Raw genomic sequence first — 23,333 nt, forward strand, 5'->3', positions numbered from 1 at the left:
CATCGGGAACGGCTTCGTCAGCGCGCCCAGTCACCAGGTAGCGTCCAGTCACCAGTTGTCGCCCAGGCGCACGACCGCGCCGTCGGCGTTGCGCTGGCACTGCAGCGGGTTCGCCACGTTCGGGCGATCGGGCATCGGGTACTTGGAGCACGTCCACACGTCGGTGACCCAGAACGTGCCGGTGCCCTGGGTCTGACCCGCTCGCGCCGCGGCGATGTACCGGTCGGCGATGTCGATCGCGACGGGGCAGCCGACGTCGTTCATGTCGGTCACCTTCGTGAAGTCGTTCGCGTCGCGGCAGACGACCGGCTCGGGCGTGCAGCCCACGTCCCAGGCCTTCCACACCTCCCGCGGGATCTCGCCGCAGGAGAAGCCTCCGGTGCCCGCGTTCCACAGCTGCCACTTGCCGTCCTTCAGTTCGAAGACGGCCGGGAACGCCTGGGCGAGTTCAGGGCGCTCGATCAGTCCCTGGGCGTGCACGTACCGGTCCTGCTGGCAGTTGATCTCGCCGTAGTAGGGCTTGTACCCCGCGACCTCTGCCGGAAGGGGGTAGGCGGCCATCAGCACCTCCGGCGTCACCAGCTCGCAGGGCGACTTCGGCAGCACGACCTCCTGCGCCACCAGCGAGGTCGGCACCGACACCTCCTTCAACGTGGTGACGAGTGCGGCGGTGTCGTCGGTGAAGCGGGTGGCCCGCGCCTCGGTCGCGTCGGCGACGGCCTTCAGGACCTTGGCCTGCTCGGAGCTCAGCCGGTGTCCGACGAACCGGAAGTCGATCTTCACGCCGGCCCGGGCGGAGTGTTCCCTGATGATCGTGCGCACCTCGTCGGCGCTCTTGCCGCACGCGTCGGCGCCGCCGCGGGCGACCACGACGACGCGGTTGGTCTCGCTGCCGCGGAACGGGTAGGTGCGCGCGAAGTCGTCGATCGCGGCGATCACGCCGCTGAGCAGGGTGGGCTTGCCGTTCGGGGTGATCGCGCGGGCCGCGTCGCCGATCTTCGCCGCCTGGCCGGTGCCGGGCGTGACCAACTCTGCTGTGTCCGGGGCGTCGCACGTGCCGCCGAAGCGGCGCAACGCCAGCGCGTCGTCCGGCGACATGTTCGCGGCCGCCGTCCCGACGGCGTCGGCGACGTCGCGGAAGTCCGCCGACTCGGAGGAGTCGACGAGGAACGTGGTGCGGTGAGAGGGAGTCAGGACCAGGAACAGGACGCCGCTGACCAGAGCCAGCACCACGACCACCGCCGCTGCTGCCACCCACCACCGCTTCACCGCACGCCCCCCGGCGCCTGGGCGCGCAACGACGTGAGCGCCTCGGTCATCTTCTTCGCCTCGGCGTTGTACGCGGCCGCGGCACGGGTGTAGACGTCGAGCGGCCCGGCCGGGTTCCGGCCCGAACGCGCCTCGGCGAGCAACGCCTCCGCACCCGCGACCACCTCGGCCTGCAACGCGCGCAGCCGCACCGACATGTCCCGCAACCGCACCGCGTCCGGTGTGCCGGTGCGGCCGTCGAGGTCCTCGATCTGGAGGTCGACGACCGCGGCACGGGCCTGTGCCAGCGCCGACTCGGCGAGGTCGAAACGGCCGTCCTGCACCGACTTCGTGGCCGAGTTGAGCTTATCTACGGTCGGGTTGAGGACGTTGACGACCGACTGCGACGACCGCAGCACCGGTTCGATCGTGGTGAACCACGCGAGCACGCGCCGCAGTTCCTCCGGCGAGTCCGTGAACGCCGGTGCCTGCTGCTCGAGCTGTGCGGCCAGCCGCGTCAGTTCACCGTCGTCGCTGACCTGGTAGCCGATGAACCGGAACTCGATCGACAGGCCGGCCGCGGCGACGCGGTCGCGGATCTGGGCCTGGACGAACTCGTCGTCGGGGTCGCACGCGTCCCTGCCGTGCCTCGTCACGACGATGATCCTGTTGACCTGCTTGGCCTTCAGCGACAACGGCGTGGTGAAGTCGCCGACCGCCTCGACGATCCCGCGCTGCAGCGTGGCCTTCGTGCCCTGCCGCACCGAGCGGGCCGCGTCGGCGATCTCCTGGCGGTTGCCCGTGCCGAACCCGACGAGTTGCGTCGTGTTGTCGTCCGACCCGCACTCGCCGCCGAAGCTGCGCAACGACTGGGAGTCGCGCTCGCCCGAGTTGCCGACGACGGTCGTCAGCGCACCGGTGACGCTCGCCAGGTCACCCGCGGCGGCGTCGATCAGGAACGTCGTCTTGTAGACGGGCGCGAACACCGGGACGATCCACCGCACCACGACGAAACCGGTGCTGACGACGAGCACGCCGGCGAGCAGGACGATCAGCAGCCGCCGCACGCTCTTCGGCAGTTCCCAGAACGTGTTCCACTGCCGGGCGTTGTCACCGACGACGACACCCTTGGCGTTGCGGAGGTCCACCGAGAACTTCGCGTCGGTGGCGGCCTCGGCCAGCACCCCGTGCGCCTTGTCGATCGCGACGGACATCTCCGGCGACAACTTGTTCGCCGCGCCGATGGGGACCCCCGTCTCGTCCATGGGAGAACGGTACAGAGTTTGGGGGGAAAGGAAGTCAGGTTCGGTCGGACAGGTGCCGCACCAGCAGGGTGAGCTGTTCCGCGTACTTCGTCGCGAACTCGGGCGTCGCCGGGTCCTCACCGGTGATCTGGCCCGCCGTGTGCCGCAGGGTCAGCGGTGCCGAGGCGGCGGCCATCAGCGCCAGCAGCAGGAGACCGGGGTCGAGGTCGGCGGGGAGTTCGCCCGCGGCCTGGCGCAGCCGCATCTGGTCGACCTGGGCGCGCAGGAACGCCTCGTCGGTGGGCGGGCTGTCGCCTGCCAGGTTCGACCACGCCCACAGCCTGCCGTGGTCGGTCAGGGTGGTGTGCACGAAGCTCGCGATCACGTCGGCCAGCGGTTCCTCGGTGCTCGCCATCTCGGCCGCGGAGGAGTGCCAGCTCGTGGCGAGCTCCTTGTAGAGGCCTTCCTTGCCGCCGAAGTAGTACGAGATCAGCTGCTTGTTCACGCCCGCCCGCGCCGCGATGTCCGTGGTGCGCGTGGCGGCGTAGCCCTTCGCACCGAACTCCGCCGCGGCCGCCTCGAGGAGCAGGGCCCGCGTGCGTTCCGGGTCCCGTTTGCGTTCCGAGGCGCTGGGAGAACGGCGTTGATCCACGGCGACACGGTAGCCGACGACCAACTTTCAACCGTCGGGTTGACTTAATCAACCGTGCGGTTGAAACTCGACCTCATGAGGATCGCTGTGGTGGGTGGGGGAATCGGCGGGCTGTGCCTCGCGCACGGGTTGCGCGGGGCCGGTGTGGACGTGGCGGTGTACGAGCGGGAGCTCTCGCGCACGGACCGCCTGCAGGGGTACCGGGTGCACATCAACCCGGACGGTGCCGCCGCGTTGCGGGAGTGCCTGCCGGAGGAGAGCTGGCAGCGGTTCGTGCGGACCGCGGGGTCCAGCGACAACGGGTTCGGCTTCCTGACCGAGCAGCTCGAGCCGTTGCTGGTGCTCGACCAGGACGAGGAGACGCACTACTCGGCCAGCCGGATCACGCTGCGGCAGGTGCTGCTCGACGGGCTGGACGTCCGGTTCGGCAAGAGGTTCGAGCGCTACGAGCAGAACGACGCGATCACCCTGCACTTCGCGGACGGCACGACCGCCGAGTGCGACGTGCTCGTCGGCGCGGACGGCATCCGGTCACGCGTGCGCGCGCAGTACCTGCCGCACGCGGGAACCGAGGACGTCGGCATCACCGCGGTCGCGGGCAAGCTCTTCCTCGACGACCACGACTGGATCCCTGGGAGCCTGCTCGTCCGGGCGAACTCGATCGTCCCGACCAGCGCGTGCGGCATGTTCCTGGTGACGCACGACGGACTGGGCCACACGGACGCCGACGGCGTGCTGTTCGACAACGTGCGCCCGTACCTGATGTGGGCCTACGCGGCGAAGGACCTCGACCTGACCAACGGCCTGCAGTCCGAGGTGCTGCGCCGCATCGCCGGCTGGAGCCCCGAGCTCCGCAGGGTCGTGGAACTGTCGCACCCGGAAACCGTCAGCCAGTGGCACATCAGGTCGGCGAAGCCCGTCGAGCGGTGGCGCCCCACCAACGTCACGCTGCTCGGTGACGCCATCCACGCCATGACGCCGATGCGAGGTGTCGGTGCCAACATCGCGCTGAAGGACGCGCAACTGCTCGCGCGGTGCATCACCGAGGGCGGCGACGCCATCGCCCGGTACGAGGCGGAGATGTACGAGTACGGGTTCGCGGCGGTGCGGGACTCGCTGCGGGCGGCGAGGCAGTTCGCGCAGGGTGGCGCGGTGGCGCGGACCCTGTTCCGCACGGTGCTCAGGACAGCCTCGGCGGTGCCCGCGTTGAGGCGCGCGATGTTCTAGGAAAAAAGTTTGAACCGTTCCGGCTCGCCCTGCGTGTCAGTGGCGTTGGAGGGCACGAGCCAGGAGGTTCAGGATGATCCGCAGGAGCGTTGCGGTCGTGGCGCTGGGGTTGATCTCGCTGACCGCCTGCACGGGGACGCCGGAGAGCAAGCCGGTGGCGCAGCAGCAGGACGGTGTCGTCGCGCTGAAGGCCACCGAGATCGCCGACCTCGGCCCGGTCGTCACCGACGACCAGGGCTTCACCCTCTACCGGTTCGACGGCGACAGGCCGGGCGAGTCCACTTGCGACGGTGAGTGCGCCGCGACCTGGCCGCCCGCAACGGTTCCCGGCGAGGACTTCACCGTCAACGGCGTCGACAGGAGCCTCGTCAGCACCTTCGTCCGCAAGGACGGCAGCCGCCAGCTCCTCGTCGACGGCATGCCGCAGTACCGGTTCGCCAAGGACACCGGGCCCGGCGAGACCAAGGGCCAGGGCCTGCAGGGCAAGTGGTTCGCGACCGGCACGGACGGCACCCGCACCCAGCTCGCGGCACGGACGGGTGTCGTCGCGGGCCTCGGTGCGGTGCTGACCAACAACGCGGGCCTCACGCTCTACCGGTTCGACGGCGACACCGCCCAGCCCCCAACATCCTTTTGCGACGGCAAGTGTGCGGAGAGCTGGCCGCCGGTGCTGGTCGAGGGCGAGACGCCACGCGTGAAGGGCGTCGACTCCAAGCTGCTCGGCACCATCACCCGCAAGGACGGCAAGAAGCAGCTCACGGTCGCGAACTGGCCGCAGTACACGTTCAAGAACGACACCAAGCCCGGTGAGGCAAAGGGCGTCGCGGTGGAGAAGTGGTTCGCCACCGCCACCGACGGCAAGAAGGCCCAGCAGAACAAGGCGATCGCGTTGACCAGCGCGACCGTGGGGGACCTCGGTGTCGTCGCCACGGACTCCGACGGCATGACGCTCTACCGGTTCGACGACGACTCCGCCGAACCGCCGACCAGCACCTGCTCCGGCAAGTGCGCGGAGCAGTGGCCGCCCGCCTTCGTCGACGAGGGCTTCCAGGTGCAGGGCGTGGACGCCTCGCTCGTGGGGACGATCGAGCGGGACGGGAAGAAGCAGCTCACCATCGCAGGGTGGCCGCAGTACCTCTTCGCAGGGGACGAGGTCTGCGGTGATGCCAACGGGCAGGGCGTTGGCGGGAAGTGGTGGGCCACCAAGGCCGACGGAAGTCGCGCCGGCCGGTAACGGGGGAAAGGGGAGGGCCCCGGCGGAAGCGCTTCCGCCGGGGCCCTTTCGCACGACCTACTTCAGGCGCAACAACAACGCCTGCTCCGGCTCGAGCACCGGCAGCTGGACCCCGACCGCCGACAGCACGGACCCGGGCAGCTCCACCGGGCTCCAGTCCGCCGGCTGCCGCTGGCACAGCGCGGGGTGCCCGGCGGGCGCGTCGAACGACACCCGGTACGTCCGCGCCGGGTCGAGCCCCGGCAGCCGCACCCGGCGCGGCTTGTTCTGCACCGACGTCGCGAGCTGCACGTACCCGAACAGGGCCTCGGACCGGTCCGTCGCCACGACTCCGTGCACCCAGGCGGCGGGGTCCGGGTGGTCGGCGTGCACGGAGACACCGGTGTGCACCAGCGACCGGACGTCCTTGTAGTACTCGATGGCCGCCTGCAGCCCGGCGCGTTCCTCGTCGGTGGCCGAGTTGATGTCCCACTCGATGCCGAAGTGCCCGAACATCGCCGCCACCACGCGGAACGACAGGTCGTGCACACGTCCGGTGGTGTGCGACTTCGTGGGGCCGACGTGCGCGCCCATCAGCTCCGGCGGCAGGAACACTCCGGTCCAGCGCTGGATCAGCTGGCGTTCCAGGGCGTCGTTGCAGTCCGACGTCCACACGCGGTCGGTGCGCGCGAGCACGCCGAGGTCGATCCGGCCGCCGCCGGACGAGCAGCTCTCGATCTCCACGTGCGGGTGGCGCAGCCGCAGGTCGTCCAGCAGCCGGTAGAACGCGGCGGTCTGCTCGTGCACGCGCGAGCCGATCAGGTCGCGGTTGTGGTCCCACTTCACGAACGCGATGTCGTTGTCCGTCAACACCGATGACACGCGCTCCAGGATGTACGCGTACGCCTCGGGATGCGCGATGTTCAACACCTGCTGGTTGCGCGACGGCGGCGGCAGCAGGCCGGGACGCGGCCCGAGCACCCAGTCCGGGTGCGCGCGGTAGAGGTCCGAGTCCGTGTTGACCATCTCCGGCTCGAACCAGAGGCCGAACTCCATGCCGAGCGCGCGGACGTGCTTGATCAACGGGGTGAGCCCGTCCGGCCACACGGTCTCGTCGACGAACCAGTCGCCGAGGCCCGCGGAGTCGTCGCGGCGGTGCCGGAACCAGCCGTCGTCCAGCACGAACCGCTCCACGCCGATCGCGGCGGCCGTGTCCGCCAACGAGGTCAGGCGTGTGAGGTCGTGGTCGAAGTACACGGCCTCCCACGTGTTGAGCACGACCGGGCGGGGCCGCAGCGAACGCTCGCGCAGCTGCCGGTGGAAGGCGGCGCTGATGCCGTCGATCCCCTCGGACGAGTAAGCCGCGTAGATCCACGGCGACTCGTACTCCTGGCCCGCCGCAAGGGTGATCTCGCCCGGCAGCAGGAGCTCGCCACCGCCCAGGACGGGGGAGCCGTCGACCAGGTTCTCCGCGTACGTCACGTGGTTGCCGCTCCACGCCACGTGCAGCGCCCACACCTCGCCGTCGCGGAACGAGAACCCCGGCGTGCCGGCCAGCAATCCGATGGTCGCGTCGTGCCCGGTGCGGCCGCGGCGGTTCTCGCGCACCCAGGAGCCGAACTGGAACGCCTGCCGCTGTGGCGCGCGTTCCCGGCTCCAGCGGCCGGTGAAGTCGAGCAGTTCGCTGGCGTGCGCGGGAACGGGAAGCGCGGTTTCCAGGCCCTCCAGCGAGTACGGCGTGCCGCCGTCGTTGCGGACGACGTGCCGCAGGCGGAGCATGCCGGACGGCAACAGCTCCAGCGTGCCGCTCACGGTCAGCTCCGCGGCCTCGTCCGAGGCGACGTACCGGAAGATCGAGCCCTCGTGGCCGAACGACGTGACCACCAGGGCCGGGGCGAAGTGCTCGCCGCCGCGGTGACCGCGCAGCCCGGGGCGGCCTAGGTACCCGGCGCCGGCGTCGGGCAGCAGCGCCAACGGGATCGGCGCGTCCGGCGCGTTGTTGGGGTTGGTCCACGACACGGCGTCGGCCAGGCCGCGCAAACCGGCCTGGCCGACGTCACCGAGCGTGCGCCCCCAGTGCGTCACGACCGGCAGGCTTGTGCCCGCGAGGGTGATGACGACGCTGGAGGTGTCGTCGTGCAGGTGCACGACCTCCGTGTTGCTCATGCGGGCCCCGTCCACATCAAACACAAATGAACATTGTGCCGATCCTCAGATGCAGGGCCCGCGTTGTCAAGCGTTCGAAATTGTTGAGTTGTGTCCGGTTAGACGACCAGGCTGAGCAGCGCCGCGACCACGAAACCGACCACGGAGAGGATGGTCTCGACGACCGTCCACGACTGCAGCGTCTCCTTCACCGACAGGCCGAAGTACCGCGACACGATCCAGAACCCGCCGTCGTTCACGTGCGAGGCGATGATCGAACCGGACGCGATGGCCATGACGACCAGGGCGAGCTGCGGCTGCGAGTAGTTCAGGTCCGCGAGCGTCGGTGCCACGATGCCCGCGGTCGTCACGATCGCGACCGTCGCCGAACCCTGCGCGATGCGGATGACGCAGCTGATCACGTACGCCAGCGCGATCACCGGCAGGCCGATGCCCGACAGCTCGTTCGCGAGCGTCTTGCCGATGCCCGTCGCGGCCAGCACGGCGCCGAAGAAACCACCGGCACCGACCACAAGCAGGATCATCGCGACCGGCTTCAGGGAGGCGCCGCTCAGCTCCGCGACCTTCTCGCGGGTCATGCCGCGGCGGAAACCCAGCAGCCAGAACGCGAGCAGCACCGAGATCGTCAGCGCCACCGCGGGCGTGCCGAAGAACGTCGCCACCGAGTACAGCCGCGATCCCTTGGTCAGCAGGATCGACCCGAACGTGCCCGCGAGGATCAGCACCAGTGGCAGGCCGATGATCGAGAGCACCAGGCCGAGCGACGGCGGTTCGCGGTCGCCGTTCTCCTCGCGCGCCGCCTCGGCCGCCGCCAGCATCTCCTCCGGTACCGGCACGTTGATGCGCTTGCCGATCCAGTAGGCGTACAGGATGCCGCCGACGAACCAGGACGGGATCGCCACCGCGAGGCCCATGATGATGATCCAGCCGAGCGAGACGCCGAGCAGACCGGCCGCCGCCACCGGTCCGGGGTGAGGCGGCATGAACGCGTGCATGACCGAAAGGCCCGCCAGCAAAGGCATGCTGAACAGCACGATCGACTTGCCCGACCGCTTGGCCGCCACGTAGACGAGCGGTGCGAGGACGAAGATGCCGATGTCGAAGAAGACCGGCACACCGAAGATCAGACCGGCGAGACCGATCGCAACGGGCGCGCGCTTCTCGCCGAACGCGTTCATCAGCTTGTCCATCAGCACCTGCGCGCCGCCGGACGCCTCGAGGATCGCGCCGAGCAGCGTGCCGAGACCGATGATCGCGGCGATGTGGCCGAGGATCGAGCCGAAGCCCTTCTCCAGCAACGAGTCCGAGGCCTTCTGCGCCGAGCCGACCAGCGTCTCCACCGGCACGCCCGCCAAGAGGGCGACCAGCAGGGCGACGACGATCAGCGCGATGAACGGCTCGACCTTGAACTTGATGATCAGCAGGAGCAGCACCGCGATGCTGACCACCGCGAGGGTCAGCAGACCCGGAGTTGAGTATTGCAACCAGTCGATCACGGGCGGCTCCTGAGTGAATGGCCTGGCAATGAGCCGGTGGCGGTTCCGTCGTCGATCACCGTCACCCCGTTGCAGAACACGTACGGGATGCCGGCTGCCTGCTGCCGAGGCTGGTCGAAGGTCGCCGTGTCGGCGATCGTCGAGGGATCGAACAGCACCAGGTCGGCCGCGTAGCCCTCGCGGACCAGACCCCGGTCGGTGAGCCGCAAGCGCTTGGCGGCACGGCCGGTGAGGTGCTCGACGCACTCCTCCAGGCTCAGCACGCCCAGCTCGCGGACGTAGCGCGCGAAGTAGCGGGGGAACGTCCCCCACGCGCGCGGATGAGGCCGGTCGCCGACCAGCAGCCCGTCGCTGCCGCCGGTGTGCGCCGGATGCTTCATGATCGCCTGCACGTTCTCCTCGTGGCCCACGTGCATGAGGCACGAGGTACCCATGCGCTCGTCGACCAACACGTCGAAGTACAGCTCGGCCGGGGTGCGCCCGAGCCGGGCCGCGGACCGCAGGACGCTGGACCCGACGAGGTGCGCGTTGCGCTCGTCGCGGACGCCGTTGATCTCGATCGAGTCCCAGTCGACGGGCACGCCGTGGCAGCCGTCCGACCCGATCTCCTCGATCTCCTCGCGGATGCGCTCGCGGGTGTCCACATCGGACAACCTTGCCAGCGCGCTGTCCGGCCCGCCCTCCGTGGCCCACGACGGCAGCAGCGCGGACAGGTAGGTCGCGCCCGGCAGGTACGGGTAGGTGTCGAGTGAGATGTCGGCGCCGTTCGCGATGGCGTCGTCGAGGAGCTCGAGCAGCTCGGGTGCCTTGCCCTTGTTCACCGGGAAGTTCATGGTGGCGTGCGCGAGGTGCAGCGCGCAGCCGGACCGCTTCGAGACGTCCACCATCTCGGCGTACGCCTCCAGCGCGCCGGCGCCGTAGCTGCGGTGGTGCGGGCTGTAGAAGCCGTTGTGCCGCCCGACGACCTCGCAGAGCTGCACGAGCTCGGACGTGTCCGCGTACATGCCGGGCGTGTAGGTGAGGCCGGACGACATGCCCACCGCGCCCTCCGCAAGCGATTGCGCGAGGACGGACCTCATGGTGTCCATTTCGGACTCGGTGGGTGTGCGGTCGTCCCAGCCGACGACGAGCATCCGCAGCGTCCCCTGCGGCACCAGGTAGGCGGCGTTCACCGCGATGCCCCGGTCGAGCCGGTCGAGGTACTCGCCGACCGACCGCCAGTTCCAGTCGAAGCCCGGCGGGTCGTCGTTCCACCCGGCGAGCTGACCGCGCAGCGTCGCGAGCACCTCGTCGTTCACCGGCGCGTAGGACAGCCCGTCCTGGCCGAGCACCTCGGTCGTGACGCCCTGCGAGACCTTCGCCAGGTGGTCGGGCTCGGCGAGGACCCGCAGGTCCGAGTGCGAGTGCATGTCGATGAACCCCGGCGCGAGCACCAGCCCGTCCGCGTCGATCGACCGCGTGGCCGAGATCCCGCTGCCGATGGACGAGATCCGGCCGTCCTTGATCCCCACGTCCGCCTGGTACGCGGGTGCGCCCGTGCCGTCGGCGACCAGCGGTCCGCGCAGGACGACGTCCTCCATGGCAGCACTCCTCTTCTAGAAGTAGGTACGGATCAGGTCGACCACGGTCGTGCCGCGCACGACCGGGATGAGCTGCCACTTGTCGAACACCGTGCAGGGGTGGGACAGGCCGAGCCCCACCCAGTCGCCCACCCGGACCGTGGACTCCGGCCCGAGGGACAGGAAGGCGTGCTGGTCGTTCAGCGCGGTGATCCTCGCTCCGGCCAGCGGGGCGATCGCGCCGTCGCCGCGGCGCACGAGCTGCGGTTCCGGCAGGCCCTCGTCGAACGACGCGTCGCGCTTGCCGATCGTCAGCAGCGCCAGGTCGCGCTGCGGCCGTGACGTCACCTGGGCCCACGCCCTGAGCGCGGGCTTGAACGGCTCCACGCCGTCGATCCGCGCGAACGGCGAGATCCCGCGGTAGAAGCCGTCGTCGTGCGTGATGTACGCGCCGCTGCGCAGCACCGGTGTCACCGGGAACGGCCACGGCTGCGACAACGTGGCGGCCACCTGGTCGAAGTAAGCGCTGCCGCCGGCGGTCACGACCACCGAGTCCAGCTCGTCGAGCAGCCCCGCGTCGGCGAGGCGCAGCACGAGCGTGCGCAGGTCGGTGAGGTATCCGTCCACAACGGACTGGGAGGCTTCGGAGGCGTCGTGCGCCAGCGCGCCCTCGTAGCCGCCGGCGCCGACGAGCCGCAGCACGGGGCTCTGGTCGACCGCCCGCGCGACGGCCAGCGCCGTCTCCAGGTCGCGGGCACCCGTCCGGCCGCCGGGGGCACCGAGCTCGACGATCACGTCGACCGGGCGTGAGGGTTGGAGCTCCTGCAACGTCTCGCTCATCAGCGTGACGCCGGCCTCGGAGTCGGCCCAGCAGCTGAACTCGAAGGCCGGGTCGGCGTCCAGTTCGCGGACGAGCCAGCGCAACGCGGCCGGGTCGAGGAGCTGGTTCGCCAGCAGGATTCGGGAGACGCCGAACGCCCGGTAGACGCGCAGCTGGGAGGCGTTGGCCGCGGTGAGACCCCAGACGCCGTGCTCGACCTGCCGCTGGAACAGCTGCGGCGCCATCGTCGTCTTGCCGTGCGGGGCCAGCTTCACGCCGTGGTTGTCGCACCACTTGGCCATCGTTGTCAGGTTGTGCGCCAGCGCGTCCTCGTCGAGCACGACGAGCGGCCCGACGAACTCGTCGGCGAACAGGTCGAGGCGCCGCTCGGCGACCTCGCCGATCGTCGACCCGAACGTGCTCGACGGCAAGCCCTTGAAGCGCCAGCTGACCTGTTCCGACCTGATGTCCGCGACGGCCGCGAGGTCCATCTCCATCAGATGTTGCATATTTTGCAACTCCCATTGCGCGATGTGATGCTGAGTTGTGTAGCATTCGGTCTCGCCGCCGTCAACGAACACCTCTGGAGCGCGCATGCGGTTCGATCACGTCGGCGGTGTCGTGTGTCTCGGCGAGACCATGGTGATGATGGTTCCGGCTGAACCCGGACCCGTGCATCTGGTGCGCACGTGGCATCGCGCCGTCGGGGGCGCAGAGTCCAACGTCGCCATGCACCTGACGCGCCTCGGCGTGCGGTCGTCCTGGGTCAGCGCCGTCGGCGACGACTCGTTCGGCATGGCGGTGCTCGACACCGTCGGCGGCTACGGCGTGGACGTCTCGCAGGTCCGGGTCGACCCGACCCGCCCGACCGGCCTCTACGTCAAGGAGGCCTCGCCGCACGGCAGCCCGGTGCGCTACTACCGGCGCGGCTCGGCGGCCTCGGGCATGGGGCTCGAGATGATCGACCGCCTCGGCCTCGGCGAGGTGAAGCTGGTGCACGTCAGCGGCATCACGCCGGCCCTGTCCGACTCGTGCCTCGCGATGATGCGCGAGCTGCTGCGCAGACCGCGGCACGGGTTCCGGATCTCGTTCGACCTGAACTGGCGGCCCGCGCTGTGGGCGGGCCGCGACCCCCGCGTGCTGCGCGAGCTCGCGGACCTGGCGGACGTCGTCCTGGCAGGGTCCGACGAGGCGGAGCTGGTGTGGGGCACCGGAGATCCCCAGCGGCTGCGGCGGTTGCTGCCCGGCCCGGTGTCGCTGGTGGTCAAGCAGGGCGCCGACGGGGCGACGCTGCTGGAGGACGGCGCGTCGTACTTCGAGCCGGCGCTGAAGGTCGAGGTCGTGGAGCCGGTCGGCGCGGGTGACGCGTTCGCGGCGGGCTTCCTCGCGGCCACCCTCGCGGGGGAGGGCCCGTCGGTGCGGCTGCGCGCCGGGCACCTGCAGGCGGCGTCCGCTTTGCTCACCGCGGAGGACGTCGGAGATCCTTTGCCGGACGACGTGACGGATCCGCTGCTGCGCGCCGACCCGCGGACCTGGGCGTCCGCCCGCCTGGAGGTCTGAATGAGCCAGAGCCTCGACAGAGCGCTCACCCTGGTGAGCCAGCTCGCGACGGGACCGAAGACGCTGGACGAGCTGTCCGGCGTCATCGGCGTGCACAAGTCGACGACGTTGCGGCTGCTGCGCACCCTGGAGTCGCACCGGTTCGTGCAACGCGACGGCGTGCACCACTACCGCCTCGGCACCGCCCTCTTCGACCTCGCGAACCTCGCCCTGGAGGAACGCGACGTCCGCCGCGCGGCCGAACCGGCGTTGCGCGAGCTGAACTCCCGCCTCGGCCACACCGTCCACCTCGCGTCCTACGAGGACGGTGAGGTGATCTACATCGACAAGTACGAGTCGCGCCACCAGATGCGCATGTACTCGCGCATCGGCCGCCGCGCGCCGTTGCACTGCACGGCCGTCGCGAAGGTCCTGCTGGCCGACCTGTCCGCGTCCGCGTTGCAGAAGGTGCTGGCGGGCATGGAGTTCCCGAAGCTGACCGAGAACACCATCCTGGGTCCCGCCGCGTACCTCGCCGAGCTGGACCGCGTGCGCGCCAACGGCTACGCCGTCGACAACTCCGAGCACGAGGACTTCATCCACTGCATCGCCGCCCCGATCAGGGGTGCGCGCGGCGAGGTGCTCGCGGCCGTCTCGATGTCCGTGCCGAAGGTGCTGCTCGACTACGACGGCCTGCTCTCACACCTGCCAGACCTGCTCGCCACCGCCGAGGCCGCTTCGGCCGAATGCGGTTTTGTTCCAAGGTAAAGGGGAAATCCGTTGTCCAAGGTAGAGATCAAGACCGCTGACGCTCCGCAGCCGGTGGCCCGCTTCTCGCAGGGTGTGCGCAAGGGCAACATCCTGCAGGTGGCAGGCCAGGTCGCGTTCGACCCGTCCTCGGGTGAGATCGTCGGCACCACCGTCGCCGAGCAGACGCGCCAGACGTTCGCGAACCTGCACGCCGTCCTCGCCGCCGGTGGCGCGTCCATCGACGACGTCGTCATGATCCGCGTCTACCTCACCGACACCGCGCACTTCGCGGAGCTGAACGAGGTCTACGGCGAGTTCGTGACGGACCCGGCGCCCGCCCGCACCACCGTGTACGTCGGGCTGCCCGCCGGCCTGCTGGTGGAGATCGACGCGCTGGCCGTCGTCGACTGAGAGCCTCGTCTAGGGTCGGACGGAGCGTGCCCGGTCCGCGGGCGCGCTCCGTTCGCTTTGGGGGAAGCGTTGACGCACTACCCGGACCTGTCGCCGTACTCGTACTTCCCGTCCCGCGTGCCGATGGTGAACGTCGGCTGGCTCGACCCGCCGCACGACTTCCCGACCGGCCCGGCACCCGACGAGCTGGTCGAGGCGCTGTGGCTGCTCGCGGAAGAGCCCCGCAACGTCGCTCGCGGCCTGCACTTCTGCGGGTTCTGCGAAGGAGCTCGGTTCGACGACCTCCCGCTCGGGACCGGCGAGATCCACGTGGACGCGGGCGGCGTCCGCCACTCCGCGCCCAGGCTGGTGGGGCACTACGTGCGGGACCACGGCTACCTGCCGCCGCAAGCGTTCTCCGACGCCGCGGTCGGGCGTTTCCGCGACCTGCGGGCGAGGACACGTGAGCTACTGGAGACCGCGGGCTGGGTGCAGGGGCGTTCGGTGGACACGTCCGCCTGGCGCCGCGCATTCCCTTCGCTCGGCTGGCACGACGGCGCGGAGAGGTTCCTCGCGGAGTTCGGCGGGCTGACGCTGCGCGGTGTCGAGACCGTCGTGCTCGACCCCCTGCGGTGCGCCGGGGCGGTGGACCTGTTCGAGCGGTGGAAGAAGGTGCGCGAGGTCGTCCCGGCCGGCGTGGCCGGTGACCACCTGCTCGGCGTCGGGGCCGGCGGCGAGCTGGTCGCCCTGTCCGGCGACGGGCACGCGTGGATGGGCTCGGGAAGCTCCGCGATCCGCAGGCTGAGCGAGGGTCAGCACCTGGACGAGGACGACGGCTGAGCGGCCGACCGGTTCGCCGACGCCGTGCTGAGCTGTTCGTCGCAACGGCGGCCCCCGGTCTCAGCTGGACTCCGGGCCGCCGTTGCCGTTGTGACACGATCCGGGCATGAAGTGGTACGCGGACAGACCTGTCAGGTTCACGCGTCAGCTGATCGCCGACCTCCTCGCCGTCGGCTGGGTCGCGCTCTGGATCTGGGTGGCGACGACGGTCCACGACTGGGTGCTCGAACTGCGGGCGCCGGGGGACGGGCTGGTCAACGCGGGTGGCAGCATCCGCGACGCGTTCACCAACGCCGCCGGCAAGGCCCGGGGCGTTCCCTTCGTGGGCGAGGACCTCGCGGGGGCGCTCGGCAACGGCAGCAAGGCCGGCGAGACGCTCACCAACGCGGGCAACGCGCAGATCGGCGTCGTCGAGGAGTCCGCGTTCTGGCTCGCGGCCGCGCTGGTCGCCGTGCCGGTCCTGTTCCTGCTCGTCACCTGGCTGCCGCTGCGCCTGCGCTACGCCCGCAAGGCCGCGAACACCGCCCGCCTGCGCGACAAGCCCGACCTCCTCGCCCTCCGCGCGCTCACGTCGTTGTCGCCGCGGGAGCTCGGCCGGTTCGACGGCGACCCGGCGGTCGCCTGGCGCACGGGCGACACGGACGTGATCGACGAGCTCGCGCGACGCCAGCTCGCCTCCGTGGGGGTGCGGGCATGATCGTCCTCGCCGTGATCTCCGCCGTCGTCGCGATGTGCGCGGTGGCCGTGTCGCTGTGGCAGGCCCGCGAGGCCAAGCGCGCCCAGGAGGCGGCCCGCGAGTCGGCCGAGGCGGCTCTCAAAGCTCAGGAGGAGGCGGCCGCCGCGCGCAAGGCCGTCGAACAGGCCACGTCGGCCGCCCTGCAGGCCAGGACGGCGGCCGAGGAGACCAAGAAGTCGGCCGGCAAGGCCGAGGAGGCCGTGGGCAGGGCGGCGCAGGAGGCCGCGGCGTCCCGGGTGCTGGCGGACGAGGCCCAGGTCATCGCCCACCAGGTGACGACGCAGGTCAACGAGGTGGTCGAGGCACTTGCCTCCCAGCGCAGCCGCGTCGGCGAGCCGACGTTCGCGATCACGCCCGGCGCGCCCGACGAGTTCCGGTTGAGCTACTTCGGCGGACCGGCCGTGATCCAGCAGCTCACCTTGTCCGTGGTGCCGGGCAGCCGCGTGCTCGGGCTGTCGCAGTACGACGAGCCGCCGGCCGAGCACCTCGAGATCGGACCGCTGTACAACGGGTCCGCGATCACGTTCCGGGCGGCGACGGGGCAGCGGGCGAGCGCGGTGTTCCAGGTGAAGGCGGAACCGTGGGAACCGGTCGTGGTGCGGGCCGAGTGATCCGGCAGGCAGCGAGGCTCGCACGGCCCTGCGGGACCTGCGGCGGCGCGGGGAACAGCTGGTTCGCGCAGATCGGCGAGAACGGCGCGCTGCGCTGGGAGCTCGACGAGTGGTGCGACGACTGCCAGGTGCAGGGATGCGATCGGGGGCGGGGGCCGTCGCCGGTCGAACTGCGCGCCGAGATCCTCGCCCAGCACGGCGCGTACCGGCTGCGGGACGAGGCGGCCCGGGGCGCGGGGGTGCTGAAGGCGTTCCGCGACGTGCTCGGGTTGTCGCTGCCCGAGGCGGCCGAGGCGCTGCGGGCGGTGCGGGGAGCCGGCTACGAGGGCACCTACGTGGAGCTCGCGCTCGTAGCCGGCCTGGCGGACCTGGAGGCGCCCGTCAGTAGACGGGACCCGTGAACTTCTCGCCCGGCCCCTGCCCCGGCTCGTCCGGCACCGCCGACGCCTCGCGGAACGCGCGCTGCACGGACTGCAGGCCGTCCTTCAGCGGCGCCGCGTGCGGGCCGAGGTACTCCGACGTCGCGGTGACCAGGCCGGCGAGGCCGGTGATCAGGCGGCGGGCCTCGTCGAGGTCGCGGCGCGGGGAGTTGTCGGGGTCCGGGTCGGCGAGGCCCAGGCGCTCCGCCGAGGCGGACAGCAGCATCACCGCGGCCCGGCTGATCACCTCGATGCTGGGTACGTCGCCCAGGTCGCGGACGTCTTCTTCAAGCGGATCGGTCACGCCCTACATTCAAGCAAGCGCCCTGGCAGGACCGACGTCACAGGCCGCGATTCGGGGGTTGACAAGAGCGTCTGCTAGTATTTCCGACGCGACCAGCTCTCGTTAGTGCGAGAGCGGCAAGTGGAGCCCCGCTCCCACCCGCGATCACCGCTTCTTGAGGTGGCCGGGTCCGGTCCTCCTGGCGGTCAGGGCGCACGGGCGTCCAGCGGTCAGGAGTGTGATCGGTCGGAAGCGGGCCCTGTCGTCGACATCGACGACGGGGCTCTTGTCTTTGGCGCAAACGAGTCTCAAAGGACGTGAATGACAAGTCCCTCGAACCGAGGTGCTCCCGCGAGCACCGAGCCGCGCATCAACGACCGAATCCGCGTGCCTGAGGTCCGTCTGGTCGGACCGAACGGTGAGCAGGTCGGGATCGTTCGCATCGAGGACGCACTCCGACTCGCGCAGGAAGCGGATCTGGACCTCGTCGAGGTCGCCGCGCAGGCTCGACCGCCGGTCTGCAAGCTCATGGACTACGGCAAGTTCAAGTACGAGACGGCGCAGAAGGCCCGCGAGTCTCGTCGGAACCAGCAGCTGACTGTGATCAAGGAGCAGAAGCTCCGGCCGAAGATCGACCCGCACGACTACCAGACGAAGAAGGGCCACGTGGCCCGCTTCCTCTCGCACGGGAACAAGGTCAAGGTGACCATCATGTTCCGCGGTCGCGAGCAGTCGCGCCCCGAACTCGGTTACCGGTTGCTGCAGAAGCTGGCGGAGGACGTCGCGGAGCTCGGCTTCGTGGAGTCCAACCCGAAGCAGGACGGCCGCAACATGATCATGGTGTTGGCGCCGCACAAGAACATCAAGGCGCGTCCGGTGAAGCAGGACGACGACGTCGCAGACGACGCCGGCGAAGCTGCCGAATAAGGACGCAGGTCCGCCCCCCGCCCCGGTGGGTAGCACAAGACGAGGACGGAAATGCCGAAGAACAAGACGCACAAGGGGACCTCGAAGCGAGTTCGGGTCACCGGCAGCGGGAAGATCGTCCGTGAGAAGACGGGCAAGCGCCACCGCCTGGAGGTCAAGTCCAGCCGGGAGACCCGTCGCATGGCCGGCACGACCGTCGTGTCGCCCGCCGACGCGCCGCGCTTGAAGAAGCTGCTCGGTCTCTGACCGTTCTACCCCTAGCAACTCGGGGCGGACCCCGACTCCGCCCCCATGAGATCGACAGGATGGACCCGTGGCACGCGTCAAGCGGGCTGTAAACGCCCAGAAGAAGCGTCGTACCACCCTTGAGCTGGCGAGCGGTTACCGCGGCCAGCGCTCGAGGCTGTACCGCAAGGCCAAGGAGCAGGTGCTCCACTCGCTCAACTACGCGTACCGCGACCGGCGTGCGCGCAAGGGCGACTTCCGCAAGCTGTGGATCCAGCGCATCAACGCTGCGTCCCGCGCGAACGGCATGACCTACAACCGCCTGATCCAGGGTCTTCGCCTGGGCGGCGTCGAGGTCGACCGCAAGATCCTCGCGGACCTCGCCGTCCACGACGCCACCGCCTTCACGGCGCTCGTCGAGATCGCCCGCAAGGCGCTCCCGGCCGACGTGAACGCTCCGGCCGGGGACAACGCCTGAGCCAGCACCCACGCGGGCACTACCGACCCGAGGCAGATCCGTTCACCGAACGGACGCCTCGGGTCGTTGCTGCTCGCCACCTGACCCGCCGCCAGGGCCGCGACAAGGCCGGTCGGTTCCTCGTCGAGGGCGCCCAGTCCGTGCGTGAAGCGCTCGCCTGGGACAAGGGCGAGGTGCACGAGCTCTTCGTCACGGCGACGGCCGCGGAACGCAACGCCGAACTGCTCCAGACCGCCGTGGACAAGGGCGTCCGGATCAGCGAGGTCACCGACAGGGCTGCCGACTCGCTGTCGGAGACCGTGACGCCCCAGGGCATCATCGCGGTCTGCGACGCCGTCCCGCAGCCCCTCGCCGCGGCGCTGAAGGGCACCCCGCGTCTCGTCGCGGTGCTGCACGGCATCTCCGACCCCGGCAACGCGGGCACCGTCACGCGCGTGGCCGACGCGGCCGGCGCGGACGCGGTGATCTTCGCCGGCGACACGGTCGACCCGCACAACGGCAAGTGCGTGCGCGCCTCCACCGGCTCGCTCTTCCACCTGCCGATCGCCCGCTCCCGCGACGCGGACGAGGTCTTCGCCGCGTGCCGCCAGGCGGGCCTGCGGCTCGTGGCCGCCGACGGCTACGCCGAGCACGACATCGTCGAGGCCTCGGCCAAGGGCGACCTCGCCCAGCCCACCGCGTGGGTCTTCGGCAGCGAGGCCCACGGCCTGCCCGACGACGTGATCGCGAAGCTGGACACGTCGCTGAAGGTGCCGCTCTACGGCGCAGCCGAGAGCCTGAACCTCGCGACGGCCGCCGCGGTGTGCCTCTACGCCTCCGCCAGGGACCAGCGGAATTGAGCTGACGGGTGCCGGGCGCGCCGTTAGTGTGCGCCCGTGCGCGAACCCGAGATCGAACTCCTCTGCTCCCAGCTCGCCTCCTACTACGTCTTCCCGGACACGGCCAACGAGATCGCGAAGGTCCTGCGGACCCGCCTCGACGAGGGCGCCTACTCCGATGTGGACGACGACGAGGAGTTCGCGGCCAAGGTGACTGCGGACCTGCAGTCGGTCAACGGGGACAAGCACCTGCGGCTGCTCTACAGCGCCGAGGAGGTGCCGGAGACGGGCCAGGAGACGGCGTGGGACCCGGTGGCGTACAAGAAGGAAGCCGAGCTCGACGCGTTCGGCATCCACCGCGTCGAGCGGCTCGAGGGCAACATCGGCCTGCTCGACCTCCGCCTGCTGCACGACGCCGAGATCGCCACCCCGGCCTACGTCGCCGCGATGAACCTGCTCGCCCACACCGACGCGCTGATCATCGACCTGCGCCGCAACGGTGGCGGCGACCCGAACACGGTCGCGTTGATCTGCAGCTACCTGTTCGACGAACCCGTGCACCTCAACGACATCTACAACCGCCCGGACGACTCGACGCAGCAGTACTGGACGCTCCCGCACGTGCCGGGCCCGAAGTTCGGTGGCAAGAAGCCCGTCTACGTCCTCACCAGCAGCCGCACGTTCTCCGGAGCCGAGGAACTGAGCTACAACCTCCAGCAGAACGAGCGCGCCACCCTGATCGGCGAGACCACGAAGGGCGGCGCCCACCCCGGTGAGCGCTACCGCGTCGGCCCGCACCTGAAGTCGTCGATCCCCAACGGGCGCGCCATCAACCCGGTCTCCGGCACGAACTGGGAGGGCGTCGGCGTCGTCCCGCACATCCAGGTGCCGGCGGACGAGGCCTTCGAGGTGGCCTACGAGAAGGCGACCGCGCACACCGCGTGACGGCTGCCGCGGGCCGGCCCGAGAGCGGACCGGCCCGCGCCCGGCTAGTCCAGCCGCGCGGTCAGCTCGCGCACCAGCGGGTCCGTGCCGGACGGCTTGTTCTGCCGCCGCAACGCCTCCGACAGCATCGACAGCACGTTGCCGACCTGGTGGTCGTCGGGCAGCAGCGACGCCGCCCGGCGCGCCTCGGCCTCCGCACCCGCGGCGTCGTCGGCGTTGAGCAGCATGTTCGCCGCCTTCAGCACGACGAACACGCGCCAGCCCTCGTCGCCCAGCGACACCACGAGCGCCTCGGCGTCGCGGTACTCCTTCATCGCCAGCGCGAACTCGCCTACCTGGCCGTGCACCCACGCGCGGATCGCGGCGATCTCGGCCTGCCGCCGCGTGACCTCGGTCGGGTCGTCGAGCTTCGGCAGCAACGCCTCGGCGTCGTCCACGGCCGCGCGCGTCTCCGTCACCTCGTCGTCGGGCAGGTTCGACGCCAACTCGACCAGCGAGCCGATGGCCTCCGAGAGGTTGCCCTCCTCCTGCCACAGCGCGGCACCGGCCCGCCACGACGCGATGGCCTCGTCGTGCTTGCCCAGCCTGCCCTGCACCGAGGCGAGCGCGTCGAGCAGGAACGCCCGGCGGCCCGTCTCCTCGGGCGGCAGCAGGCCGACCGCCTCGCGCAGGTACCGCTCGGCCGCCGGGAACTCGCCCAGCTTGCGGCACACCTGCCCGAGCCGGAACACGACCTGCAGCCGCAGGTCCTCCTGGCCGTCCTGCAGCAGCCGCAACGACTCCTCGAGCACCTCGGCGGCCTCGACGAACCGGTCCGTCTGCACGTAGCCGCCGCTCAGCGCGAAGCAGAAGTGGGCGGTGTGGCCGGGGGAGAGGTGCACGCGCGAGATCGCCACGGCGTCGCGCAGGTCGCCCAGGCAGGCGCCCTCCTGGTCGAGCTCCTGGATCGCCGCGACCTGGAACCAGCGGGCCTCCGCGGACTCCGGCAGCGGGAACGCCGCCACGAACGCGCGGGCCGTCGCCACCGCCTCGGGCACCTTCTGCATCACGGTCTCCAGCCGCAGCTGCAGCCGGTAGCCCTCGAACCGGGCGTTCGGCCGCAGCTCGCCCGCCATGGCCGTGAGGACGTCCGCGTACGCGCCTTCCAGGTCCTGCTGGCGCGCCTTGTGCTCCGCGGAGTCGACGGCGACGCGGCCGCGCAGCTCCGGGACGTCCAAAGAGGACGCCAGCGCGAGCATCTCGTCGGCCCGCTCGTGCGCGTGCTCGTTGTCGAGCAGTTCGGCCAGCGACAGCGCCGCGACCGTCCGCGTGTAGTCCGACGTCGCCTCGGCGAGGCACTTCTCCGCGAGCTCCCGGCCGCCTTCGAGCCCCATCGCGAGCCGCGCCTGGTAGCGCAGCGCGAGGTCGGCGGGCAGCGCCGTCAGCAGCTGGTCGAACGCCTCGTGGTCGAACGGGACCAGACCGGTCGTCATCCGCCGGATGCCCGCGTGCGCCGCGAGGTCGGGCGGCAGCAACGAGTCCATGTCCGCGGGCAGCGAGTCGAGCATCCGCCGCGCCTTCACGAAGTCGCCCTGGTCGTACAGGGTCACCATCGACTCGGCGATCTCGACCGGGTCGCCGGACACGACCGACTCCTCGGCGGGCGCGGCCACCGGGGCGGCGGGCACCGCGAGCTCGACGGCCGGGTAGTCGGCCTGCTCCAGCGACCTGGTGATCCGCTCGACCCAGGCGGGCGTGCCGTTGCGCTCGTCGAACTGCCGCGCGAGCTGCAGCGCCCGCTTCGACAGCCGGTCGAGCAGCTCGGCGGCCGTGCGCGTGCCGACGGCCGGCACCTCGAACACGGTGTCGGCCGGAAGCCGTTGCAGCAGAACGGAAGCGCATTCGGCGAACGACATCTCGTCGGCCGGCAGCTGCACGCCCGTCACCTTGTGCAGCGACCGGCGCAGGATGTCCTCGCCGCGGGAGAGGTTGCCCGTCAGGGCGCAGAACCGGATGTGCTCGTGCACGTACGACGTGATGTCGTCGTCCTTGATCAACCGGTACGCCGTGGTGTGCGCGTGCGCGGCCTTCTCAAGCTCGCCGATCTCCAGCAACGGCCACAGCAGCGCCGACAGGATGCCCTGCGGCTGCGTGGCGCAGCCGGAGTCGCCCGACAGGCCCTCCCAGCCGTGCGCGGCGGCCTCCTGGTGGCGGCCGAGGCGCGCGAGCATCCAGACCTGCTCCTCGACCACGCACGCCTCGCAGTCCGCCATCGGCCCTCGTTCCGTCGCGAGGTAACGGCCGAGGTGCTCGGCGAGGCCCGTCATGTCCCCGACGTGGTAGGCGTACTCCGCGCGGGCACCGTGCACCGGCTGCACCGAGAACCCGAGCTGCGCGTAGCGGTCCGCGAGCTGCCCGATCACGGCCTGCAGCTGCTCCAGCGAGAACTTCGGGTCGCGGCGAAGGCCCGTCGCGATCCACTTGTGCGCCCAGTTGAGCGAGTGGATCTCGTACTCGTTGAACGCCTCCGGGTCCTTCTGCTCCGCGGCCCGCACCCACGCGAACGGCGCGAGCATCAGGTCGTAGCGCGACAGGTAGTACGCCGAGTCGATCAGCGCGGTCCGGCACGAGACGCCGAGCGGCAGGTGCCCGAGCGCGTCGGACATGCGCGCGGCCCGTTCCAGCGCCTCGTGCTTCGGCATGCCCGTCGGCATGTTGTACGCGTCGAGGAACGCCCTCTCGGCGTCTTCGGCGGTGAAGTCGGCCAT

23 protein-coding genes are annotated in these 23,333 nt (G+C 70.6%); 14 read left to right on the forward strand and 9 right to left on the reverse strand.

Annotation, left to right across the window (positions count from 1 at the left end; all coding sequences use genetic code 11):
• Positions 1-48 precede the first annotated feature (48 nt).
• The 3 genes from BMY74_RS35880 to BMY74_RS35890 are packed head-to-tail and all read right to left on the reverse strand — an operon-like array spanning position 49 to position 3,144.
• Positions 49-1,269: a vWA domain-containing protein gene (locus tag BMY74_RS35880; RefSeq protein WP_089923719.1), complete on the reverse strand. Its 1,221-nt coding sequence runs from the start codon at positions 1,267-1,269 to the stop codon at positions 49-51.
• A complete protein-coding gene (locus BMY74_RS35885; RefSeq protein ID WP_089923721.1) occupies positions 1,266-2,513 on the reverse strand; it encodes a hypothetical protein in 1,248 nt (415 codons plus the stop codon). The genes BMY74_RS35880 and BMY74_RS35885 overlap by 4 nt, the downstream gene beginning before the upstream one ends.
• A 34-nt stretch (positions 2,514-2,547) precedes the next feature.
• A complete protein-coding gene (locus BMY74_RS35890; protein WP_089923888.1) occupies positions 2,548-3,144 on the reverse strand; it encodes a TetR/AcrR family transcriptional regulator in 597 nt (198 codons plus the stop codon).
• A 75-nt stretch (positions 3,145-3,219) separates the two neighbouring features.
• Here BMY74_RS35890 and BMY74_RS35895 point away from each other — a divergent pair, with 75 nt between their 5' ends.
• Positions 3,220-4,371: an FAD-dependent oxidoreductase gene (locus BMY74_RS35895; RefSeq protein ID WP_089923723.1), complete on the forward strand. Its 1,152-nt coding sequence runs from the start codon at positions 3,220-3,222 to the stop codon at positions 4,369-4,371.
• 73 nt (positions 4,372-4,444) lie between these two features.
• Positions 4,445-5,605 carry a hypothetical protein gene (locus BMY74_RS35900; protein WP_089923725.1) on the forward strand — a complete coding sequence of 387 codons (1,161 nt, stop codon included), beginning with the start codon at positions 4,445-4,447 and terminating at the stop codon, positions 5,603-5,605.
• Between the two features lie 57 nt (positions 5,606-5,662).
• On the opposite strand, the gene BMY74_RS35905 is transcribed toward BMY74_RS35900, so the two are convergent.
• From BMY74_RS35905 to BMY74_RS35920, 4 genes are all read right to left on the reverse strand, one after another.
• Positions 5,663-7,750 carry an alpha-galactosidase gene (locus BMY74_RS35905; RefSeq protein ID WP_089923728.1) on the reverse strand — a complete coding sequence of 696 codons (2,088 nt, stop codon included), beginning with the start codon at positions 7,748-7,750 and terminating at the stop codon, positions 5,663-5,665.
• A 98-nt stretch (positions 7,751-7,848) separates the two neighbouring features.
• Positions 7,849-9,246 (reverse strand): GntP family permease, encoded by a 1,398-nt coding sequence (locus tag BMY74_RS35910; RefSeq protein WP_089923732.1) that lies wholly within the window; start codon positions 9,244-9,246, stop codon positions 7,849-7,851.
• Complete coding sequence (locus BMY74_RS35915) at positions 9,243-10,826, reverse strand: N-acyl-D-amino-acid deacylase family protein (RefSeq protein ID WP_089923735.1); 1,584 nt, start codon at positions 10,824-10,826, stop codon at positions 9,243-9,245. Before BMY74_RS35915 ends, BMY74_RS35910 begins: the two co-directional genes overlap by 4 nt.
• 15 nt (positions 10,827-10,841) lie before the next feature.
• Positions 10,842-12,134: an amino acid deaminase gene (locus BMY74_RS35920; RefSeq protein ID WP_089923738.1), complete on the reverse strand. Its 1,293-nt coding sequence runs from the start codon at positions 12,132-12,134 to the stop codon at positions 10,842-10,844.
• A gap of 85 nt (positions 12,135-12,219) precedes the next feature.
• Here BMY74_RS35920 and BMY74_RS35925 point away from each other — a divergent pair, with 85 nt between their 5' ends.
• The 7 genes from BMY74_RS35925 (at position 12,220) to BMY74_RS35955 (ending at position 16,892) form a co-directional block, all read left to right on the forward strand.
• Entirely contained in the window at positions 12,220-13,185 is a 966-nt protein-coding gene (locus BMY74_RS35925; RefSeq protein WP_089923741.1) for a sugar kinase, read from the forward strand.
• Entirely contained in the window at positions 13,186-13,932 is a 747-nt protein-coding gene (locus tag BMY74_RS35930; protein WP_089923744.1) for an IclR family transcriptional regulator, read from the forward strand. It begins immediately after the preceding gene.
• Between the two features lie 12 nt (positions 13,933-13,944).
• Complete coding sequence (locus tag BMY74_RS35935) at positions 13,945-14,325, forward strand: RidA family protein (protein ID WP_089923748.1); 381 nt, start codon at positions 13,945-13,947, stop codon at positions 14,323-14,325.
• Positions 14,326-14,394: 69 nt separating this feature from the next.
• Positions 14,395-15,144, forward strand: a complete 750-nt coding sequence (locus BMY74_RS35940; protein ID WP_089923751.1) for a DUF7919 family protein — start codon at positions 14,395-14,397, stop codon at positions 15,142-15,144.
• 106 nt (positions 15,145-15,250) lie between these two features.
• Positions 15,251-15,841, forward strand: a complete 591-nt coding sequence (locus BMY74_RS35945) for a hypothetical protein (RefSeq protein WP_089923754.1) — start codon at positions 15,251-15,253, stop codon at positions 15,839-15,841.
• Positions 15,838-16,491, forward strand: a complete 654-nt coding sequence (locus BMY74_RS35950; RefSeq protein WP_089923757.1) for a hypothetical protein — start codon at positions 15,838-15,840, stop codon at positions 16,489-16,491. The genes BMY74_RS35945 and BMY74_RS35950 overlap by 4 nt, the downstream gene beginning before the upstream one ends.
• Complete coding sequence (locus BMY74_RS35955; protein WP_089923760.1) at positions 16,488-16,892, forward strand: hypothetical protein; 405 nt, start codon at positions 16,488-16,490, stop codon at positions 16,890-16,892. Before BMY74_RS35950 ends, BMY74_RS35955 begins: the two co-directional genes overlap by 4 nt.
• Here the strand turns inward: BMY74_RS35955 and BMY74_RS35960 are convergent.
• Positions 16,873-17,214: a DUF1844 domain-containing protein gene (locus BMY74_RS35960; protein ID WP_089923763.1), complete on the reverse strand. Its 342-nt coding sequence runs from the start codon at positions 17,212-17,214 to the stop codon at positions 16,873-16,875. The genes BMY74_RS35955 and BMY74_RS35960 overlap by 20 nt on opposite strands.
• Before the next feature lie 300 nt (positions 17,215-17,514).
• Between BMY74_RS35960 and infC the strand changes: the two genes are divergently transcribed.
• The 5 genes from infC to BMY74_RS35985 all read left to right on the forward strand — a co-directional run bounded on the left by infC (position 17,515) and on the right by BMY74_RS35985 (position 20,586).
• The gene (gene infC / locus BMY74_RS35965; RefSeq protein WP_089923767.1) at positions 17,515-18,120 is read left to right on the forward strand and encodes a translation initiation factor IF-3; all 606 of its coding nucleotides are present in this window, start codon (positions 17,515-17,517) and stop codon (positions 18,118-18,120) included.
• Between the two features lie 51 nt (positions 18,121-18,171).
• Entirely contained in the window at positions 18,172-18,366 is a 195-nt protein-coding gene (rpmI, locus tag BMY74_RS35970) for a 50S ribosomal protein L35 (RefSeq protein WP_030474133.1), read from the forward strand.
• A 67-nt stretch (positions 18,367-18,433) separates the two neighbouring features.
• On the forward strand, positions 18,434-18,823 hold the full coding sequence (gene rplT, locus BMY74_RS35975; RefSeq protein ID WP_089923891.1) for a 50S ribosomal protein L20: 390 nt from the start codon (positions 18,434-18,436) through the stop codon (positions 18,821-18,823).
• On the forward strand, positions 18,820-19,662 hold the full coding sequence (locus BMY74_RS35980) for a TrmH family RNA methyltransferase (RefSeq protein ID WP_089923894.1): 843 nt from the start codon (positions 18,820-18,822) through the stop codon (positions 19,660-19,662). Before rplT ends, BMY74_RS35980 begins: the two co-directional genes overlap by 4 nt.
• A gap of 36 nt (positions 19,663-19,698) precedes the next feature.
• Positions 19,699-20,586 carry a S41 family peptidase gene (locus BMY74_RS35985; RefSeq protein ID WP_089923771.1) on the forward strand — a complete coding sequence of 296 codons (888 nt, stop codon included), beginning with the start codon at positions 19,699-19,701 and terminating at the stop codon, positions 20,584-20,586.
• Between the two features lie 44 nt (positions 20,587-20,630).
• On the opposite strand, the gene BMY74_RS35990 is transcribed toward BMY74_RS35985, so the two are convergent.
• Positions 20,631-23,333, reverse strand: a complete 2,703-nt coding sequence (locus BMY74_RS35990) for a hypothetical protein (RefSeq protein ID WP_089923774.1) — start codon at positions 23,331-23,333, stop codon at positions 20,631-20,633.

It is taken from the genome of Lentzea albida (assembly GCF_900111005.1).
Lineage (GTDB): Bacteria > Actinomycetota > Actinomycetes > Mycobacteriales > Pseudonocardiaceae > Lentzea > Lentzea albida.

Coding starts and splice junctions, on each gene's coding strand:
- BMY74_RS35905 (WP_089923728.1), bottom strand. CDS start 7,750: ATGAGCAACACGGAGGTCGTGCACCTGCACGACGACACCTCCAGCGTC.
- BMY74_RS35915 (WP_089923735.1), bottom strand. CDS start 10,826: ATGGAGGACGTCGTCCTGCGCGGACCGCTGGTCGCCGACGGCACGGGC.
- BMY74_RS35945 (WP_089923754.1), top strand. CDS start 15,251: ATGAAGTGGTACGCGGACAGACCTGTCAGGTTCACGCGTCAGCTGATC.
- BMY74_RS35885 (WP_089923721.1), bottom strand. CDS start 2,513: ATGGACGAGACGGGGGTCCCCATCGGCGCGGCGAACAAGTTGTCGCCG.
- BMY74_RS35930 (WP_089923744.1), top strand. CDS start 13,186: ATGAGCCAGAGCCTCGACAGAGCGCTCACCCTGGTGAGCCAGCTCGCG.
- BMY74_RS35900 (WP_089923725.1), top strand. CDS start 4,445: ATGATCCGCAGGAGCGTTGCGGTCGTGGCGCTGGGGTTGATCTCGCTG.
- BMY74_RS35990 (WP_089923774.1), bottom strand. CDS start 23,333: ATGGCCGACTTCACCGCCGAAGACGCCGAGAGGGCGTTCCTCGACGCG.
- BMY74_RS35920 (WP_089923738.1), bottom strand. CDS start 12,134: ATGCAACATCTGATGGAGATGGACCTCGCGGCCGTCGCGGACATCAGG.
- BMY74_RS35895 (WP_089923723.1), top strand. CDS start 3,220: ATGAGGATCGCTGTGGTGGGTGGGGGAATCGGCGGGCTGTGCCTCGCG.
- BMY74_RS35925 (WP_089923741.1), top strand. CDS start 12,220: ATGCGGTTCGATCACGTCGGCGGTGTCGTGTGTCTCGGCGAGACCATG.
- BMY74_RS35950 (WP_089923757.1), top strand. CDS start 15,838: ATGATCGTCCTCGCCGTGATCTCCGCCGTCGTCGCGATGTGCGCGGTG.
- infC (WP_089923767.1), top strand. CDS start 17,515: ATGACAAGTCCCTCGAACCGAGGTGCTCCCGCGAGCACCGAGCCGCGC.
- rpmI (WP_030474133.1), top strand. CDS start 18,172: ATGCCGAAGAACAAGACGCACAAGGGGACCTCGAAGCGAGTTCGGGTC.